The organism is Colwellia sp. 12G3, from assembly GCF_002836775.1.
In the GTDB taxonomy this organism is placed as follows: Bacteria; Pseudomonadota; Gammaproteobacteria; order Enterobacterales; family Alteromonadaceae; genus Colwellia.
This window is the reverse complement of the sequence record NZ_PJAQ01000066.1, coordinates 255892-272398: the sequence shown is the minus strand read 5'-3', so window position 1 is coordinate 272398 and position 16507 is coordinate 255892. Positions and strand designations below refer to the sequence as shown.

The window sequence follows — 16507 nt, the reverse complement described above, 5'->3', positions numbered from 1 at the left end:
TTACTAACCGCTCATTTCCTATCTAACGAATTCTTTATCGACTTAATTACGACCCGCCATCACACCACCATCTATATCCCAAATAGCGCCGGTTACCCATGACGTATCTGCCGATAATAAAAATCCGATGGTACGCGCAATATCTTCAACCGTGCCGATTCTTCCAACAGGATGAAAGGCATTAAAACCAGCCAGTGCTTCATCTAATTCTGTTGGTTCAATAAAAGAATGATAAATGGTCGTTTTCACTACCGCTGGTGATACGGCATTAACACGAATATTGTACTCAGCTAGTTCCATTGCCATATGTTGAGTTAAGGCATGTAAGCCAGCCTTTGCCATAGAATAGGCTGAAGACGGTGTCGCTTTAATGGCTTGTTGAGCCCACATTGAACCAATATTAACAATGCTACCGCCGCCCTGCTTCTTCATCTTTTAAGCGACGGCTTGCGCAATAAAGAATGTTGCTCTGTTCAGTTCCATATAGGTATTATAGTCATCAACGTCATGTGCTAAAAAGGCCTTAGGGCTAAAATAGCCAGCGGCATTGACCAAGTAACTTAAACGTACATCCTCTTGAGTAATATAGGTGAGTAATTTCTGTAAATCGGTTGTTTGATATAGGTCAGCCTGAATTGCCGAGGCGGTTCCTATTTCATTAAGCGGCGTTAATGCTTGTTCTAGTTTTTCGGCATTGCGCCCGACAATCACAACTTCGATATTATTCTGAGCTAATAATTTTGCCGTTGCGAAGCCCATACCACTTGAGCCACCAATAATTAGTGCTTTTCCTTGATGAGTAAAATTCATCGTTTGTCTCCCGTTCATCGTTTATAAAGTAAAATAAATACGATTAAATGATAAGGAGATAAACCGGATTAAAAAAGTAGGTACAATGGAGTAAGCTAGGTACTTATTAGTATATTTTGTTGAATAATAACGAATTTTATTTTTATAAATTACTGTCATCTATTTCTGATTGCAGTTTCTCTAATTCAGTGAGTATGTTGATAAATTTATCGCCAAACGCTGTTACCTTATACTCAACACGAGGCGGAACCTCATTAAAGCTTTCCCGCTCAAGAATACCAAACTCAATATTTCGCTTTAAACAGGTATTTAATACTTTGGTGGTTAAGCCTTCAACACTTCTCACCATTTCGCCGGGTCGATTAATATCATTATTCAGTAAGTTATAAACGGTGAGTGACCATTTGCAGCCGATAATAGTTTCAACCATGCGAGCTGATTTTTCAGGCGCTGATTTTCTTGAAAATTTAATACCCTTACTATTCATAAAGATGTACCTTAAAGTGCTTACCAAACCAATATGTGCGTACTTGGTGTAGTATTTGATAAACGATATTATAACGCCAAAGTTAGCTACAGTTATGAAGTCTTCTTATGAAAATTTCAAGCGTTAAAGGAAAATCAATGCTCAATATGAACTTCAATGAACAAGTAGTTATTAATACCCATGAACAACCTTGGCTAGCAAGTCCCAAGTTGGGTGTATGGCGCAAACCTTTAGCCAGAGAAGATGCAGAGAGAGGTCATGCAACGAGCTTAGTAAAATTTGAAGCCGGTGCTAGTTTTAGTGAACATGACCACCCACTAGGCGAAGAAATCCTGGTAATATCCGGCACCTTTTCTGATCACACTGGCGATTATCATGCAGGTAGCTACTTTCGAAACCCTGAAGGGTTTCGTCATGCCCCTTTTAGTAAAGAAGGCTGTGTATTATTCGTAAAACTTCACCAATTTCAATCTGGCGATAATGAACACGTTGTTATCGACACCAAAAATACAAGCTGGTCACCGGGCATGGGAAATTTAATGGTTATGCCATTGCACAGCTATCAAGGTCAATCAACAGCACTGGTTAAATGGCCTAAAGGCGAGCGATTTCAGCCCCACAAACACTTTGGCGGAGAAGAGATCTTTGTAATTAGTGGTGAGTTCATTGATGAGCATGGCCGCTACCCAGAAGGCTCTTGGCTTCGTAGTCCACACTTGAGTGAACACTTTCCTTATGTCGAGCAGGAAACAATTATATTGGTTAAGGTGGGTCACTTATAAATATAGCAGTTACGAATCATGTTTGAGGTTAGCCCTAGGTGAAATTGACTGCTGATATTTCACTAATCAGTTTTCCTGAGTCGTCTGAGCACAATACAGGAAGTGATCGATAACTCAGTTTAACCTTATTAGTAGCAACCATTGAATTAACAAGTTAATAGTACGAAGGAAGCCATCACATAAACAATTTTTTAGTAAAACGACTTTTGATAACTTAAATAAGTAAATGTGCATTTAATATCCCTGCTTTATATCTACAGATTTTGGGATAACGTTATTTTCACGATACATTTTTATATTATTACCCACAACTTCAGATGCCGTATGCATATTAGTTGGCGCTGATATATGTGGTAGTACGGTGATCTTAGGGTTAGACCAAACGGGATCTGACGATGCTAAAGGCTCTTGTTCAAATACATCTAGTACGGCATGAGATAAATGGCCAATTTCTAATAATTCTAACAAGGCATGTGTATCAATTACAGCACCACGTGAGAAATTAATTAACTTTGACCCCTTTGGCAGTTCACTTAATAATTCTTTATCAAGAAGGTGATGAGTCTGTTGTGTCAGAGGCAATAAATTTATCAAAATATCTGTTTTTCCTAGCATTATTTTTAAGCCATTAAAGTCGGAGTAACTCTTAATGTCATGGTATTGTTTTGGCGTTCTGCTCCAGCAACTCAGTTGATATTCTAATTTATTCAGAGCATTTAAAGCCGCCGAACCTAGTGTCCCTGCCCCTAACACACTCACTCGAAGTTCATTTGACGATATGCAAGGCAATTGATTCCACCGTTTACTGGCTTGTTGTTGGGCATACTCCGCCATGTTCCGTTGTAAGTATAAGGTCCAAGCAAGTACCGACTCAGCCATAGTTTGTGCCAGTTGAGGGTCAATTAACCTAACCAGTTTTACTGATTTGTTAAGTATGCCACTGGTAAGTTTTTCTACTCCAGCCCACAGGCTTTGGATCCAAATTAAATCCGTATATCTGGCTAAATCGTTGGGATTTGGGTTTGCAACAATAGCAATGTCGATACTCTTAGCTTGGGTATCACTAATTTGATGAGGCAGCAGTATCGTTTCATTGATTAATTGCTGCTTAATCAGAGCTAACCATTGCTGCTGTATATCAGATTCAAGTTCACTTATGAATACGATAATTTTCATTTATTCAAAACCTCATTAATACCGAAAATAATTAAAATCGACCTAAGCATCGGTGCTTCGTTTTTGTTTCGCGCCCAATATTTTACCGTAAAAGTCACATGCTTTATTCAAATCAGTGACATCTAATGCAAAATGAAAGATAGTGTTTTCCATGAGTAACCCCAATTAATTTAAGTATTATTGGCATAAAATAGCAATCTATAGATGAACTTTATATAGAACTATCACCCAGTCAATTTTGTATGGACTCTCGTTATCCAGTGATCGAATTGTGGCTGTCAAATCAACCACATTCAGAATCAGACTCTACGGAAAATAACAGACGGCAATACCTTAACAAACAATATATTAATACCGCTGTAGAAAAGTTAGTACAAAGTGATTTTTCACGGGAAGTACTGATATATCGACCTCATTTTAACGCTGAAATACGCGAATTATCGGTAAGTGAATATCATTGGTTAACACTGATAAACCAGGGGATAAGCTTAGGTAAGGCGTTAGACATAATGAGCAAAACTAACAAGCTTGCGCAAGAATTTACGTAGCTTGGGTATTTTTTGCTGCCGGACTCACAATACTAAGAGACTGAATTCCACCTTATCTTTATTTTAGGAAGAATACAGCGTGCCGTTTATCCCCTTTGAACTAGCTAGCTATTTAGGCACTGCTGGAGAGTTAATATTACCTGTGCTATTTGGCGCAGGGAAATTATCAGTAGAGAACGTATTAAAAAGGCTTTTTATTACAAAATAGTCTAATAAATTAATGGATATAAACAATAACTCAATAGTTAATAGCGTTCAGTCAGCGCTTGAATAATCAAGCGCTGACTGAAGGTGTGATATAGCTAATTCCTCTTACTGACTAAAATTAATTTTCCGGCTTAGCTGACCAGTCTAAGCGAAGGTCCCAACCTTCTACTCGGTGCTCAGGTTTTAGTGGTGCAACTGATTCATCTATTTTTTTATGGACATTCTTTGCTGGGGTAATATTGACATCACGTCCGTGAATAAAGCTCTGCGTCCTAACAATTTGGGTATACGCTTTATTCATGGCATAAGCACGCTGCTTTGACGGTGTGATTAGTTCAAAAACATCGGCCTTTTTTACTTTTTCTTTATCCACAGAGCCATCAGCTTTATACCATTTGTTGAACATTTCCATATTTTCACGAAACTCATTACCGCCACCATTTACCTGCAGATATTGTAAAATCTCACCTTCTTGCTGGCCTTTCGATGGTGCATCTTTCATGCCTTTCAAATTAATATAACCCCAACCTGCCCTGCCCGTTATTTTTCGTGGGAAGGCAAATGTTTGATCAATCGTTGTCCCTATTGCAGAATGACATCCCATACAAAAAAATGTTTCTTCGTAAGATTGAGGTCTTAATTCACCATTGTAGTCCTCAATATAACCTTGAATAAGCCAACCAAATTTATTATTAAAACCACGGTCTTTCACCCGTATATAACTAGGCAACTGTTCATCAAGTTTCTCTTTACGTTCTCGTCGATAGGCACTATCAATTGCTGAATCATTGAGTAATTGAGTTTTGGTCATATAACGCAATTCTTTCATGCGCTTAGGAATGTAAGTATTTCCTTCGCCGTTAACGCCAACGTAGCGAACAGAATGCATGATTTCTGTTTGCACTGGGTACTGCTGACGAGGGATTTCTATTTGATGAGCATCACCAACAAAATATTCCTGTGTGGATAATAAGTCGACATTCGCGGTAAATTTCCCATCACCATTTAAATCGCGTTTTATTATATTTTCATCCGCAGAGAAGATATCTATTTCCGTCAATTCCTTAATACTCATTTCAATCAACGACAGATTAATTAAATATATATTTTCATTATACTGACCATTTAATTGTCTGAACTCTGGCGATAATCTAATCAATACGTCATCTGTTGCGCCATTTGTGGGCCAAAATGTACCTGGGAATGGTTTGTAATTAAAAGCGACCCACGCAGAGCCATCTTTTGCTATGCCTTTATCATTAAACGCTTCACTTGCTAGGTGGTAATCTTTCAAATCAGGAATAAACCCCTGCCAATCAGTCGCAGTCAGTTTTTTAGCTAACTCACTGTAATTATCTTGATCGACATACTGTGCTATTTGCTTATCCGATATTTTTTTTATCCATGGTTGGCGGTTAACAAATAAGTTTTTCCAACTATTAGTTTCACCTTCATCTGAAAAATTATAAAGCCCTTGATTAACGCCGTCATTGCGTAAGTTCGTGCGGTATTTGTCATTTTTAGAGGAATTATACGTTTGATGACAGGTATAACAGGGATTATTAGTGCCTTCTGTTTTGGTATAACACTGCGAAGGAATAGGTGCCTCTTCATTAAAACTACCATTAGCTGTGGGTATAATAATTTGGCTTGTCGCCACACTAGGTAATAACTCGCTATTTATTTTTTCACTATTAGATGCTCCTGCAAAGCCAATAAAGATAACGAACACTAGTGCACTAAAAATTAACAGGTAATTTTTCATGAGATTTTCTAACCGCTTCATTAATATATATGCGACATGTTATACGCGACATTTATTACAGTTATTTGAAGATCTGTCGATCTTCTAAAATTTCGAGCATGGATTATCTAGCTTGATAAATTATGTAGGCGGACATGTGAAATAATTTATTATTGTTGGGGAAAATCGAATAATAACAGCAGTAATAAAAGCAGTAATAACGTCACAAATAATCAGAACATTTTAGACCTAACTACAATCAAGGTTACAAAAAGATCTATTTTCTCTTGCCTTATCTACAAATGTAGAGCTACTATATCTACAAACGTAGAGATTGGTCATTAAAGGAAGATAAATGTCATTATCAAATTTCGAGCTTGAAGTTATGCAGTTATTTTGGGAATTGAATGAGGCAACCGCCCCTCAAATTCATAAGATAATAGAGCAAAGGCGAGAAGCTAAATATTCAACGGTTAAAACGATAATAGATCGGTTAGAAAAAAAACAATCTATTAAACGATGCCGAACTCAAGGAAGAACAATTTATTACTCTCCTATTCATGAGAAAAAAAGTGTTAGAACGCCATTAATTAAAGATTTCATAGATAGAGTCTTTTTGGGTAAAAGTCGTCCTTTAGCTGCACATATTTTAGAACAAGAAGAACTCAATCTAGAAGATATTGAATACTTAGAATCAGTTCTGAAAGAAAGAAAAAAGGATTTTAAGTAAATGGAAAACTACTTATACATAAGTACCGCTATTTCTCTTATAGTGCTGATTCTTGTCAAATATGGTAAAGGCACCAGCAATGCCAACTACTATTTATCGTCACTGGCTATAATATCGTGGTTTATCCCATATCCTTATATAGCTGAACTGATACCAAAAGAAATTTTAATAGAGCCAGTTGTAATAGCCTTTTCACAAATAAGTTCTGCAAGCATAGTAAGTATTGAGAAAAATCTTTATTTTGATATTGAATTATGGCTCAAGAGGGGCTTATGGGCATTGATGAGTATTGGAATATTTCTTTTAATCAATAGAATAATAAGGTTTGTTAAGTGGAACAATCAAGTTAAAAATGATTCGTCTTTAACACTTATAAGTGAGCTTAGCTCAAAGTATCAATTACCTATTTATTCAGTAAATAAAGTATCAAGTGGCCTGTTATTAGGCATATTTAATCCTGTAATAATCATTTCAAAATTAATCACTGACCCTAAACATTTAGAGCTAATTATTGCTCATGAAAAGCAACATTTAGTTAATAAAGATAATTTAAGGTTAGTGTTACTCGAAATGGCCGAATGCCTATTTTGGTGGAATCCTCTTGTTCGAAAATTAATTAATACTAATCGGTTTTTTATTGAAGCAAGATGTGACGAAAGTACTAGTAAGGGATATGGACATAGTGATTACATCGAGGGCTTAGCATCTTTAATGCTCTTAAAACATCATGATAAATCAAGTAGCCTTGTATGCACCGCGACTTCAAATAACAAAAACAATATCGCAAGGATCAAACTACTCAAGGAGAAAAGAAAAATGACGTTCAGAAAAAAACTAACATACACATTGATTGCATTTACTACAGTAACAACAATGTCATGGAATACACTTGCTACTGCAACAAACAGTGAAATATCTCAACAGACTAAAATTGGCCAAAAACAACTTGGGGCTTTAGTCGATTTTGATGTAATCATAACCAGTAAGAGAAAAAGCGATAAGCAAGATACTTATCATTCTCAAATGACTCTTTGGGTCAACTTTGATGAAAAGGCCATGATCAAAATTGGAGAACAAGATTTCCCAGAAGGTTTCATTATCAATTTTACAGCAAAAGATTTAGGTGAGTCTGCCTTTCTAGAATATGAATTAATTGAATCAATGCATTCAGATGAAAAAATAGTCTCTAAGCCAAGGTTAACTGTAGATTATGGTAAAGAAGCAACCATTGAGATTGATAATCCACAGGTTAGTAAATATGCTTACCTGATTAAAGCTACACCATTAAAAGCAAAAAACCCAAGCTCAAGAAATTAAATACGCAATAGCAATAATTGTATTTCTCTGTTAATTAATAGCAAAGCCGTTCTTTTGAGACGGCTTTCTTGTCTCTGTAAATGGGTTGCTTTGTCGGAATAATTTAAAATCGCGATGACCGCTGTGGTGGCTCAGGAGTCAGTCATGGTGATGTTCAATCGGGTTGGGTGATGCTATGACACCTATGACTCCTGCAATGTAAAAGGCGAATTAATAAATTCCAACATCAAGTCCGGCAGCCATTGTCATACCGAGTTCTTCACATTGGTCAAGAAACGTTGATTGCCAGCCACCACGGCACACTAATGGTGGTCGAATCCAATTCCAACGCAAACCTGTACAGATCGATTCGACTGCCCGACAAGTACCAGTTCCATCATTCCCAGCACGAACATATAACGCACAAGGCAATCCCTGCTTTACTTCCAGACAAGGGTAATAGCAGCGATCAAAAAAATCTTTCAAAGCTCCACTCATATAACCGAGATTTTCAGTCGTCCCCAAAATTATCGCATCACATGCTAATACATCCTCAGGTGTAGTTTCTAAAGGCGGTATCCAGCTTGTTTTAACCTGTTCAATATCAGGATGCTGCGCACCTTTCAAGATCGCTTCAACCATTAATTGCGTATTTTCTGAAGGAGCATGCGCTACAATTAAAAGTGTTTTCATTGTTCAACTCACTTTGACTTAAAAAGCCCCTTTGGAAATAAAGGTTCATCGAAGCTTAGTCCGTTTATAGTGACATAGTCAATTTAGCCACAAAGTTAGCATTAACAGTTTGATGACGAATGACCGCTGTGGTGGCTTTTTTCTCGTTCAGACTTAACGGTATATTGGTAAAAAATTATCATCAAGAAACATATTTTTTATCTATGGTGAACGTCCGCTATCAGGAAACCTCTAGCGTAATGTGGTTGTTCAGTCAGTCCGCTGTAGAACAAAAATTACAACAAATGTTACAGAAAATTATCAAGTGCTAATGTCTTCAGTGTGGCAGGAAACGTCCATAATTCCTGAGTTGTTTGTGATTTATATTTTCCGATAGTTCAAGTGCGTCATCTACTTCTATAGCAAGATAACGAACGGTACTCTCTATTTTTGTATGACCAAGCAAAATCTGAACTGCTCTCAGGTTTTTGGTTTTTTTATAGATCAAGGTAACTTTAGTGCGTCTCATAGCATGAGTGCCGTATGATGTTACATCCAAGCCAATACTAGCGATCCACTATTTGACTATTCTTGCGTATTGCCGAGTCGTTAAATGGAAATCATCTTTTACTCTACTTCCGAATAAATAATCACTGGAACGAAGTCATTGAATTTTTTTTCCATGCGCGATATCCGACACTTTAAGTTTAATAAAGTCACATGCTCTAAATTTACTGTCTAGGGCTAAATTAAACATTGTTAATTCACGAAGGTTATCTGCTAAATCAAGTCTGGTTCTAATAGACCAAACTTCCTCAAGTTTAAGGGGAAGTTTTTGACCCACAAGCTGTCCTTTATTCCAGCTAGGTTTTGGTTGATAAAGTACAATGTCATGCATAATTTCACTGCTTTTTTAAGTGAACTATAATTATGAAACTATCTTGATAAAATTAAATGTTGGAGATCCCATGACCGATGAACCTGACTGGATGAACCCTGCTAATGACCGTAAGACACCATATACTGATAAAGAGCTTGAGTTGTTTGTTGATGGCTTTATTGAAGGGTTTGCAGACGAGTGGGAAGATTTAAAATCCAAATTGGGCGAAACAATAGCAAGACAAAAAATTAAGGACGGGTTCATAGCCAAGGACGAAAGAAATTTACTTAATATCGAGCCTGATGGTGAAATTCATTAGTGGTTCTTTGTGCGTATTGTTTACGTTAACGTAACGCTAACAAAGTGGCATTTGGCGACGTTTTAATGATATTATTTAAAACAATCAATGTGCAATTCAACTTGCTACACATGTGCTGCAAATAATAACAAGCACCAAGTGGGCCACCACTTAAGAAACTGAATTGCTTGCGATAATTATATTTATAAGCCCTTGTTTGGGCGTTAGCTTTTTTGGAGAACTACCTTGGCAACTAAGAAAGAGATTGAAGAGTTCATGAGGGCTGACTTTCCTCAGGCTAAGTGCATTGTTGAAGCCGTTGGAGAGCAGTCAGCAACAGTGAGACATACAATAGGGTTTGATGAATTAAGACCAGGAGGTACAGTATCTGGACCAGTTTTAATGACTGTTGCTGATTGTGCTTTATATGTGGCTATTTTAGGTGAAATAGGAATAGTTTCACTTGCAGTAACAACGAGTCTGACGATTAATTTTATGAGGAAGCCCTCATCAACAAAAGATATTATTGGTAAATGTACTTTACTAAAAATAGGGAAATCACTGGTTGTTGGTGAGGTTTCTTTATATTCCGAAGGTGATGAAAAAGCTGTAGCGCATGTCGTTGGAACATATTCAATACCTAAATCAAACTAAAGCTAACAAGGCCTTAAAGTCGGATTCTGATACAAAATCTAATCCGAAGCATTGTTTGTCTCTAGTTACCTAAGGTCTGTTCTGTGGCCAGCCTGTGTAAAAACTATTTCGAACTTGCGTAATTGGATAATATCAACGGAAAAAGCCTCCTTAGATTAAATTCTGTCGTACGTTTAAGGTAAAATCAGCGATTAATTCAGGTAACGTCGCATCAAAATTTTATTCTGAGCGTTTTCACACAACCTGTGGCAAAAGTAACGGTTAGCTCTAACTCACAATGGGGGCGATTACGCTATAGAGTTTAGAGCCTAAAAAACTTTTACCCATAAGTTTCTATGCCCGAAAAGGGCACATTGCTCCTTACGATCTTTAACCCCATTTTATTCCGCTCCGTGGCATAAGTGATCATTAGAAGCCAATCTCATTCAGTGATTGGTAGTATCAAACATTATGCGTAGTTACCGTTGATGATCATTGTTCTGACATAGTGACGCAATTCTCATTTTTTAGTACACCTGCACAGACCCGCTTCATATTTCCTTAACAATTACGTCAAAAAGCATTCATGTAATTGTCACATATTCACTTTAACTTAGTAGCGTTTTTACAAATAACCCTAGGAAAGACAATGCTGAATATAAAAAAAAGAAAAATTGCCGCTGTTATAGCGATGATACTCGGCTCTTCAATGCTAACGGCATGTGGTGGAGATGACGGTGTAAATGGTACAAACGGCGCTAGTGGCGTAGATGGTACCAATGGTACTAACGGAGAAAACCTAAAGCCCGCAGCGAAATTAACACGCGTAGCTACCGTGCCTGTAGGTGCCGAAATTACCGGTATGTTTTTAACCGACAATGATGAACTTTTCTTTAATGTTCAACATCCTTCTGACTTGTCAGGTAACGAAACGCCAGCGCAAGTAGGCGTAGTAACAGGTTTTGACTGGAGTACACTTGATCCTAAGACTGAAGACTTACCAGCTCCGTCAACAGATGCAGAAAAACTTGCTGTGCGCGTAGTGGCAGGAAACTATCAAGTACTGGGGCAAGCTGGAGATACACTCAACAATCAATTACCACATGGTTTAGGCTCGATCAGTACTGCTGATCAAACAACTAAAATTAAGCAATCTCAAGATCCTGATTTTAATGCTTTTGTACCGACCTCTGCCAATGGAGATACCGGGTTTTTATTCACTGCTTGGGAAGATCGCCCTGGTGCGATGAGCCGTATAGAATTAACGAAAGAAGACAGTGGCAGTTGGACTATAGGTGATGCCATTAATGTTGATTTCTCAGCGGTATTAGGCACGATAATTAATTGTTTTGGCACCTTATCACCTTGGAACACTCCCTTAACGTCAGAAGAAAATTACGAAGCTGAAAATACCGCACAATGGAATAATACTGCATATCTTGACGGTTACCCTAGCTATCCTGATGTTAAGAATTTACAAACCTACTTAGCAAGTTCTACCTTACCTAACCCTTATGATTATGGTTATATTGTTGAAGTAACAAACCCAACATCAACCAGCCCAACACCAGTGAAACATTTCACTTTAGGCCGCGTTGCTCATGAAAATTCGGTAGTAATGCCTGATTGGAAAACGGTTTACACTACCGACGATGGGTCAAACAAAGCGTTTTATAAATTTGTAGCAACCAACGCAGGTGATTTAAGTGCAGGCACTTTATATGCGGCTAAATTAACTCAAGATGCTACCAGTGACCCAGCTAAAGCGGGTTTCAACATCCAATGGATTGAATTAGGCAGCAGTAACAATACCCAGATCAAAACATGGATAAATTCATATAATGGCATTACCGAAACAGATTATATTGAAGGTGAAACTAGCTATATAACTCAAACAGAAATAGATGATTGGGCAACTAATGGCACTGGTGATGATCGTTACGCTTTTTTAGAAACACTACGTGCAGCTAAAGCAAAAGGCGCTACCACTGAGTTTCGTAAAATGGAAGGTGTGGTAATTAATTACGATGGCGTCGCAAGTGGTGCAGTACCCTTTATGTATGTTGCTATGTCTTCTGTAGGTAAAGGCATGGTTGATAGCGAGGGTGATATTCAGCTTGATTCATCGGCATATTGTGGCGCAGTTTATCGTTTTGGTGTGCAAACAGACTTCAACGTTAACCGTATGGAGCCAGTCGTTGTCGGTGGTGCTTATAATGCAGACGGCGACGAAAATGGCAACAAATGTGATGTAAATGCTATATCTAACCCTGATAACTTAGCGGTTATGGATGATGGTCGTGTTTTAATTGGTGAAGATACCAGTAAACATATTAATAATACAATGTGGATTTATAACCCTAAAGGTGAATAATTCTTAGTATTAGAATACAAGATTAAGCGTTGAATAAAATAAAGCCCAGAATCTCTGGGCTTTATTTTAAGTTCGAGCAAGTGACTAATAGCTCAGTGCGATATAAATAACACTAACTAGCCAATATTTTAAGTGGCAGTGACAAAGCACCATTGCCCGTTTGGCCAACAAACCAGATTATGGCACTTAAACCACCTACCGTCAGCACGTACCACAAGACCGAGACGATTTGCGCATAGCGGTTGAGCGGTAATAAATCACTTAAATGTCGGCGTTTATATTCAAAGAATATTTCAATGCTACCAATAGCTAGTAAAAATCCTAATAACGCTAAACCAAAGTGATAACTAATATAAACACCTAACGCAGCACCCAATACACAAGCGACTAAGCCTACTTTAGAGTTGATTGAAAAAGCGATGCTTTTAAGTACGTGACCACCATCTAAAGGTAATACCGGTAACATATTAAATAAGTTGAGCAGCGCATTAAATACTGCAAGTCCGGCCAGTATTTCTATATCAGTCAGCCAATAGCCCACTAAACAGGCGAGAGATAGTATCAAGCCGAAAAATGGTCCCATGATAGAAATAACAATATCTTGCCAGCGAGTATTAATTTTGTCATCGCTAAGGGCTAAACCACCAACAAAAGGAATGAGATATATACCTTTAGTTTTTAAACCAAAGTATTTCATCGCCTTAATATGACCATACTCATGAAAAACCAAACAAAGGATCAATGCGATGGCAAATTCAATAGAAAATAACCAGCTATAAGCCGCCAAACTACCCGCAGCAAATAATACTTTAATGACCTTGGCACTTTTTAATAACTTTAAGCCTAAACCAGCCATACCGATGAAGCTAAACTTCATCGGTTGTTTTTCGTGCTCGCCTATTTGACGTTGCTCTATGTCTTTTTCATTGAGGCTATTTTCATGCAACAGCTCATTATTAACTAAAAGTTTGAATTGCAGCTCAAAAGGCTGCCATTGCAATGAACCATTCAGTTCTACATGCAACTCGCCCTGCTCATTTTGCAGAGAGAATTGATGTAAAAATGATTCACTGTCGGCATTAGCACTAATTTGCGAGACACATTGATCATCCCAAAAGAGTTGCTGCCATCCTGCCATTGAACCTTCTAACCGTAGCGTTTTGCCTAAACATTCTATTTCTAATAATTGCACTTAATTAACTTAACCTAATTCAACAAAAATAAACCTTGCCCGATTATCACTATATTTACTGGTGCGGCAAGGTTTATCGTATTTTTAGTTTGGGTTTATCACTGATTTATATTGCTGTAAGTAAGTTTTCAGCTGTGCCGTTTTGATCAAACCAATCATCAGTCCGGCAATAACCAATAAACAAGCTATCGCTTTCACCAGTCCTATCTGCTCTTGGTAAAAAATGGCACTACCTAATAAACCAAAAATAGGCACCAATAATGATAAGGGTGCAACAGTACTTAAGGGGTATTTTACTAATAGGCGATTCCAGACCCAATAACCAAACAGGGTAACCGGATAGGCTTGAAATAATACAGAGAAAATAACTGAACTATTCATCAGTAAATTTAATGACAGTAATTGCTGATGATCACTTTGTAAATAAGCGAGGCTAAATAAAGGTATCGGTGCAAACAACATACCCCAAATGCTAAACGCAAAAACCTCTTTTGTACCTGCTTTTTTGACAATCAGACTGGTAATGCTCCAAGACAAAGAAGCGAGTATAATTAGCAGTAACCCTAACATTGTCACTGAGCCATCGGTTACCGATACACTTAAAAGCAAACCAGAAATGGCAATAATACTGCCAACCACTCTCATAGAAGTAACCGTTTCTTTAAGTAAAAAATAACCCACTAATAAACTGATAACAACATTCATCTGCATTAATACCGAGGCCATTCCGGCAGAAAGCCCTGCTTGAATTGACCAACTCCCCATGCCCCAAACACCAATAGCAAACGTTAATCCATAAGCCACTAAATACCGCCATTTTACCTGCGGTCGTTTAACAAAAAATATCGTGGGAATGACAGCAAAAGTGAAACGTAATGCTGTGAGTAACAGAGGATCAATTTCGCTGACGCCAAGTTTGATCACTGAAAAATTCAGTCCCCAAACTATCATCACAAAAATAGCCAGTAGTAGATCCTTATTGTTCATTATCCATCCTTATAATTCGTTTTTTTAAACGTTGGTTCAATAACAACTATTATTGATGAAAGTCAGAAAGAGAACAGATACAATTAAAGAAATAAAAAAGAGTACAATTTCATTTTGTTTATTGTCAAAACTTAAGAAAGTGACAGACTGAAGTAACCATTATCGCTTTCGTCTGCATTGAGAAGGTGAAAGAAAACGATGAGATATATTGACCTCGCCCAAAGGTGTATCGCAGATATCAGCAGTGGAAAACTGGTGCAAAATAGCCGTATGCCCTCATTAAGAAAATTTCGGCAACAGCACTTAATCAGTATGACCACGGCACTTAACTGTTACCAACATCTTGAATCCTTAGGTTGGATCCTTGCTAAGCCACAATCAGGCTATTTCGTTTGCGGGCAACGAATGGTTAATGAAAAACCCGAACTCATTGCTTTTCAAAGCATCATGACAGCGCCAAAATTACCTGCTGTCGATAATTACGCGCAACATAATAATTCGGTTAATAAGGCAATAGTAGGTCCTTTGGGAGTTGCTCGTATCTCTGCAGACTTTATCCCACTAGATAAATTACAGCACAGTTTTCGTCGTGCTCTTAAACGACAAGGTAACAATATTAGTTTTTATCCGGATGTGCAGGGAGAAAAAATACTGAGAGAGTCACTCAGCACTCACTTTAAAAGTTATGACTTTCATATACCCAGCGATGAACTGTTGATCACTAATGGTTGTATGGATGCCATTCGAACCGCGATAGAAATATGCACTGACATTGGCGATGCTATCGCCATAAGCTCGCCTTGTTTTAATGGTCTATTAGACATGTTGGCGGCACTGGGCCGTAAAGTTGTCGAAATTCCGTCAACAGAGCAAGGTATTGATCTTGTTCAGCTTGAACAACATATGAAAAGTAAACAGATTAAAGCCGGCTTGTTTTGCACTTCTCATATGAATCCCCAAGGTATTTCTATGACCGCATTGCAAAAGCAGCACTTAGTTAAACTAGCGGAGACTTACAAAATTCCGATCATAGAAGATGATGTTTATATTGAATTAGCGCACAGTAAAGTTATGCCATTACCGGCAAAACATTGGGATAAACACGGCTACATTTTATGGTGTGGCTCTGTTTCAAAAACAATCGCCGCGGGTTATCGATTAGGTTGGTGCTGGCCAGGTCGCTTTGCTGCGCAATATTTACAAAAGCGTCAGTACTGTAATCAAGGTGTTTCTTCGCCGGTGCAACTCGCCCTCGCTGATTTTATTAGTAATGGTGATTATGCTAAACATCTCAAAAAATTGCGTATCGCAATACAGCAACATACTTTAAGTTATCAGAATTACTTAACAAAAAACTTACCCGTTGCCAGTAAAATTAGCTCACCTTCTGGCGGTTTTGTTTTATGGATTCAAGTACCAAATTTAAATGGCCGTAAACTACTTGAGCTAGCTAATAAAGTGAATATTGATATACGTATTGGCGAGCAATTTAGTACCCGTAATTTGTATCAAGACTATTTTAGGCTAAATACCGGTTTTACCATAACTGAGGCTAATGATAAGGATAAAGGCAATCAAGAAGAAGTAGATAAGCAACTTAACAAGTTGATGGAATTGATAAAGCTGGCCAGCTAAAAATAGTGTTTAGGCTTGGATTGAAGCTCGACTATTAACACAAGCACAAAAACTAA

15 protein-coding genes and 2 pseudogenes are annotated in these 16507 nt (G+C 37.7%); 8 read left to right on the top strand and 9 right to left on the bottom strand.

All coding sequences use genetic code 11. From position 1 onward, the window contains the following. Positions 1–42: 42 nt before the first annotated feature. Positions 43–810 (bottom strand): annotated as a pseudogene (locus CXF71_RS15535) (SDR family NAD(P)-dependent oxidoreductase). A gap of 142 nt (positions 811–952) precedes the next feature. Continuing rightward, positions 953–1297 (bottom strand): winged helix-turn-helix transcriptional regulator, encoded by a 345-nt coding sequence (locus CXF71_RS15530; RefSeq protein WP_101233856.1) that lies wholly within the window; start codon positions 1295–1297, stop codon positions 953–955. 137 nt (positions 1298–1434) lie between these two features. Between CXF71_RS15530 and CXF71_RS15525 the strand changes: the two genes are divergently transcribed. Continuing rightward, positions 1435–2079, top strand: coding sequence for a cupin domain-containing protein (locus tag CXF71_RS15525; protein ID WP_101233855.1), 645 nt, complete (start codon positions 1435–1437; stop codon positions 2077–2079). A gap of 234 nt (positions 2080–2313) precedes the next feature. Here CXF71_RS15525 and CXF71_RS15520 read toward each other — a convergent pair whose 3' ends face one another. Further along, positions 2314–3255: a 2-hydroxyacid dehydrogenase gene (locus CXF71_RS15520; protein WP_101233854.1), complete on the bottom strand. Its 942-nt coding sequence runs from the start codon at positions 3253–3255 to the stop codon at positions 2314–2316. A gap of 42 nt (positions 3256–3297) precedes the next feature. Beyond that, the gene (locus CXF71_RS15515) at positions 3298–3408 is read right to left on the bottom strand and encodes a VOC family protein (protein ID WP_101233853.1); all 111 of its coding nucleotides are present in this window, start codon (positions 3406–3408) and stop codon (positions 3298–3300) included. An 89-nt stretch (positions 3409–3497) separates the two neighbouring features. Here CXF71_RS15515 and CXF71_RS15510 point away from each other — a divergent pair, with 89 nt between their 5' ends. Beyond that, positions 3498–3803 (top strand): hypothetical protein, encoded by a 306-nt coding sequence (locus CXF71_RS15510; RefSeq protein WP_101233852.1) that lies wholly within the window; start codon positions 3498–3500, stop codon positions 3801–3803. Between the two features lie 325 nt (positions 3804–4128). Here CXF71_RS15510 and CXF71_RS15500 read toward each other — a convergent pair whose 3' ends face one another. Then, complete coding sequence (locus CXF71_RS15500) at positions 4129–5775, bottom strand: hypothetical protein (protein ID WP_101233851.1); 1647 nt, start codon at positions 5773–5775, stop codon at positions 4129–4131. A gap of 334 nt (positions 5776–6109) precedes the next feature. Here CXF71_RS15500 and CXF71_RS15495 point away from each other — a divergent pair, with 334 nt between their 5' ends. Together CXF71_RS15495 and CXF71_RS15490 are read left to right on the top strand one after the other, a co-directional pair. After that, the gene (locus tag CXF71_RS15495) at positions 6110–6484 is read left to right on the top strand and encodes a BlaI/MecI/CopY family transcriptional regulator (RefSeq protein ID WP_101233850.1); all 375 of its coding nucleotides are present in this window, start codon (positions 6110–6112) and stop codon (positions 6482–6484) included. Beyond that, the gene (locus CXF71_RS15490; protein ID WP_101233849.1) at positions 6485–7801 is read left to right on the top strand and encodes a M56 family metallopeptidase; all 1317 of its coding nucleotides are present in this window, start codon (positions 6485–6487) and stop codon (positions 7799–7801) included. Between the two features lie 210 nt (positions 7802–8011). Here CXF71_RS15490 and CXF71_RS15485 read toward each other — a convergent pair whose 3' ends face one another. Together CXF71_RS15485 and CXF71_RS15480 are read right to left on the bottom strand one after the other, a co-directional pair. After that, on the bottom strand, positions 8012–8473 hold the full coding sequence (locus tag CXF71_RS15485) for a flavodoxin family protein (protein ID WP_101233848.1): 462 nt from the start codon (positions 8471–8473) through the stop codon (positions 8012–8014). 316 nt (positions 8474–8789) lie between these two features. Continuing rightward, positions 8790–9350: pseudogene (locus CXF71_RS15480) on the bottom strand (tyrosine-type recombinase/integrase). 70 nt (positions 9351–9420) lie between these two features. On the opposite strand from CXF71_RS15480, the gene CXF71_RS15475 reads away from it, so the two are divergent. The 3 genes from CXF71_RS15475 (at position 9421) to CXF71_RS15465 (ending at position 12637) form a co-directional block, all read left to right on the top strand. Further along, a complete protein-coding gene (locus CXF71_RS15475; protein WP_101233847.1) occupies positions 9421–9651 on the top strand; it encodes a hypothetical protein in 231 nt (76 codons plus the stop codon). Between the two features lie 225 nt (positions 9652–9876). Further along, a complete protein-coding gene (locus CXF71_RS15470; protein ID WP_101233846.1) occupies positions 9877–10284 on the top strand; it encodes a PaaI family thioesterase in 408 nt (135 codons plus the stop codon). A gap of 628 nt (positions 10285–10912) precedes the next feature. Beyond that, positions 10913–12637, top strand: a complete 1725-nt coding sequence (locus CXF71_RS15465) for a PhoX family protein (protein WP_101233845.1) — start codon at positions 10913–10915, stop codon at positions 12635–12637. Positions 12638–12749: 112 nt separating this feature from the next. Here CXF71_RS15465 and CXF71_RS15460 read toward each other — a convergent pair whose 3' ends face one another. Beyond that, complete coding sequence (locus CXF71_RS15460; RefSeq protein WP_101233844.1) at positions 12750–13829, bottom strand: metalloprotease; 1080 nt, start codon at positions 13827–13829, stop codon at positions 12750–12752. A gap of 84 nt (positions 13830–13913) precedes the next feature. After that, positions 13914–14816 (bottom strand): EamA family transporter, encoded by a 903-nt coding sequence (locus CXF71_RS15455; RefSeq protein WP_101233843.1) that lies wholly within the window; start codon positions 14814–14816, stop codon positions 13914–13916. A gap of 198 nt (positions 14817–15014) precedes the next feature. Between CXF71_RS15455 and CXF71_RS15450 the strand changes: the two genes are divergently transcribed. Beyond that, the gene (locus CXF71_RS15450; RefSeq protein ID WP_101233842.1) at positions 15015–16451 is read left to right on the top strand and encodes an aminotransferase-like domain-containing protein; all 1437 of its coding nucleotides are present in this window, start codon (positions 15015–15017) and stop codon (positions 16449–16451) included. Positions 16452–16507 lie beyond the last annotated feature (56 nt).

What these genes read in the sequence shown, in the direction of transcription:
- CXF71_RS15510 (WP_101233852.1), top strand. Translation starts at nt 3,498, where the DNA reads ATGGACTCTCGTTATCCAGTGATCGAATTGTGGCTGTCAAATCAACCA.
- CXF71_RS15465 (WP_101233845.1), top strand. Translation starts at nt 10,913, where the DNA reads ATGCTGAATATAAAAAAAAGAAAAATTGCCGCTGTTATAGCGATGATA.
- CXF71_RS15485 (WP_101233848.1), bottom strand. Translation starts at nt 8,473, where the DNA reads ATGAAAACACTTTTAATTGTAGCGCATGCTCCTTCAGAAAATACGCAA.
- CXF71_RS15515 (WP_101233853.1), bottom strand. Translation starts at nt 3,408, where the DNA reads ATGGAAAACACTATCTTTCATTTTGCATTAGATGTCACTGATTTGAAT.
- CXF71_RS15530 (WP_101233856.1), bottom strand. Translation starts at nt 1,297, where the DNA reads ATGAATAGTAAGGGTATTAAATTTTCAAGAAAATCAGCGCCTGAAAAA.
- CXF71_RS15495 (WP_101233850.1), top strand. Translation starts at nt 6,110, where the DNA reads ATGTCATTATCAAATTTCGAGCTTGAAGTTATGCAGTTATTTTGGGAA.
- CXF71_RS15490 (WP_101233849.1), top strand. Translation starts at nt 6,485, where the DNA reads ATGGAAAACTACTTATACATAAGTACCGCTATTTCTCTTATAGTGCTG.
- CXF71_RS15520 (WP_101233854.1), bottom strand. Translation starts at nt 3,255, where the DNA reads ATGAAAATTATCGTATTCATAAGTGAACTTGAATCTGATATACAGCAG.
- CXF71_RS15450 (WP_101233842.1), top strand. Translation starts at nt 15,015, where the DNA reads ATGAGATATATTGACCTCGCCCAAAGGTGTATCGCAGATATCAGCAGT.
- CXF71_RS15500 (WP_101233851.1), bottom strand. Translation starts at nt 5,775, where the DNA reads ATGAAAAATTACCTGTTAATTTTTAGTGCACTAGTGTTCGTTATCTTT.
- CXF71_RS15525 (WP_101233855.1), top strand. Translation starts at nt 1,435, where the DNA reads ATGCTCAATATGAACTTCAATGAACAAGTAGTTATTAATACCCATGAA.
- CXF71_RS15475 (WP_101233847.1), top strand. Translation starts at nt 9,421, where the DNA reads ATGACCGATGAACCTGACTGGATGAACCCTGCTAATGACCGTAAGACA.
- CXF71_RS15455 (WP_101233843.1), bottom strand. Translation starts at nt 14,816, where the DNA reads ATGAACAATAAGGATCTACTACTGGCTATTTTTGTGATGATAGTTTGG.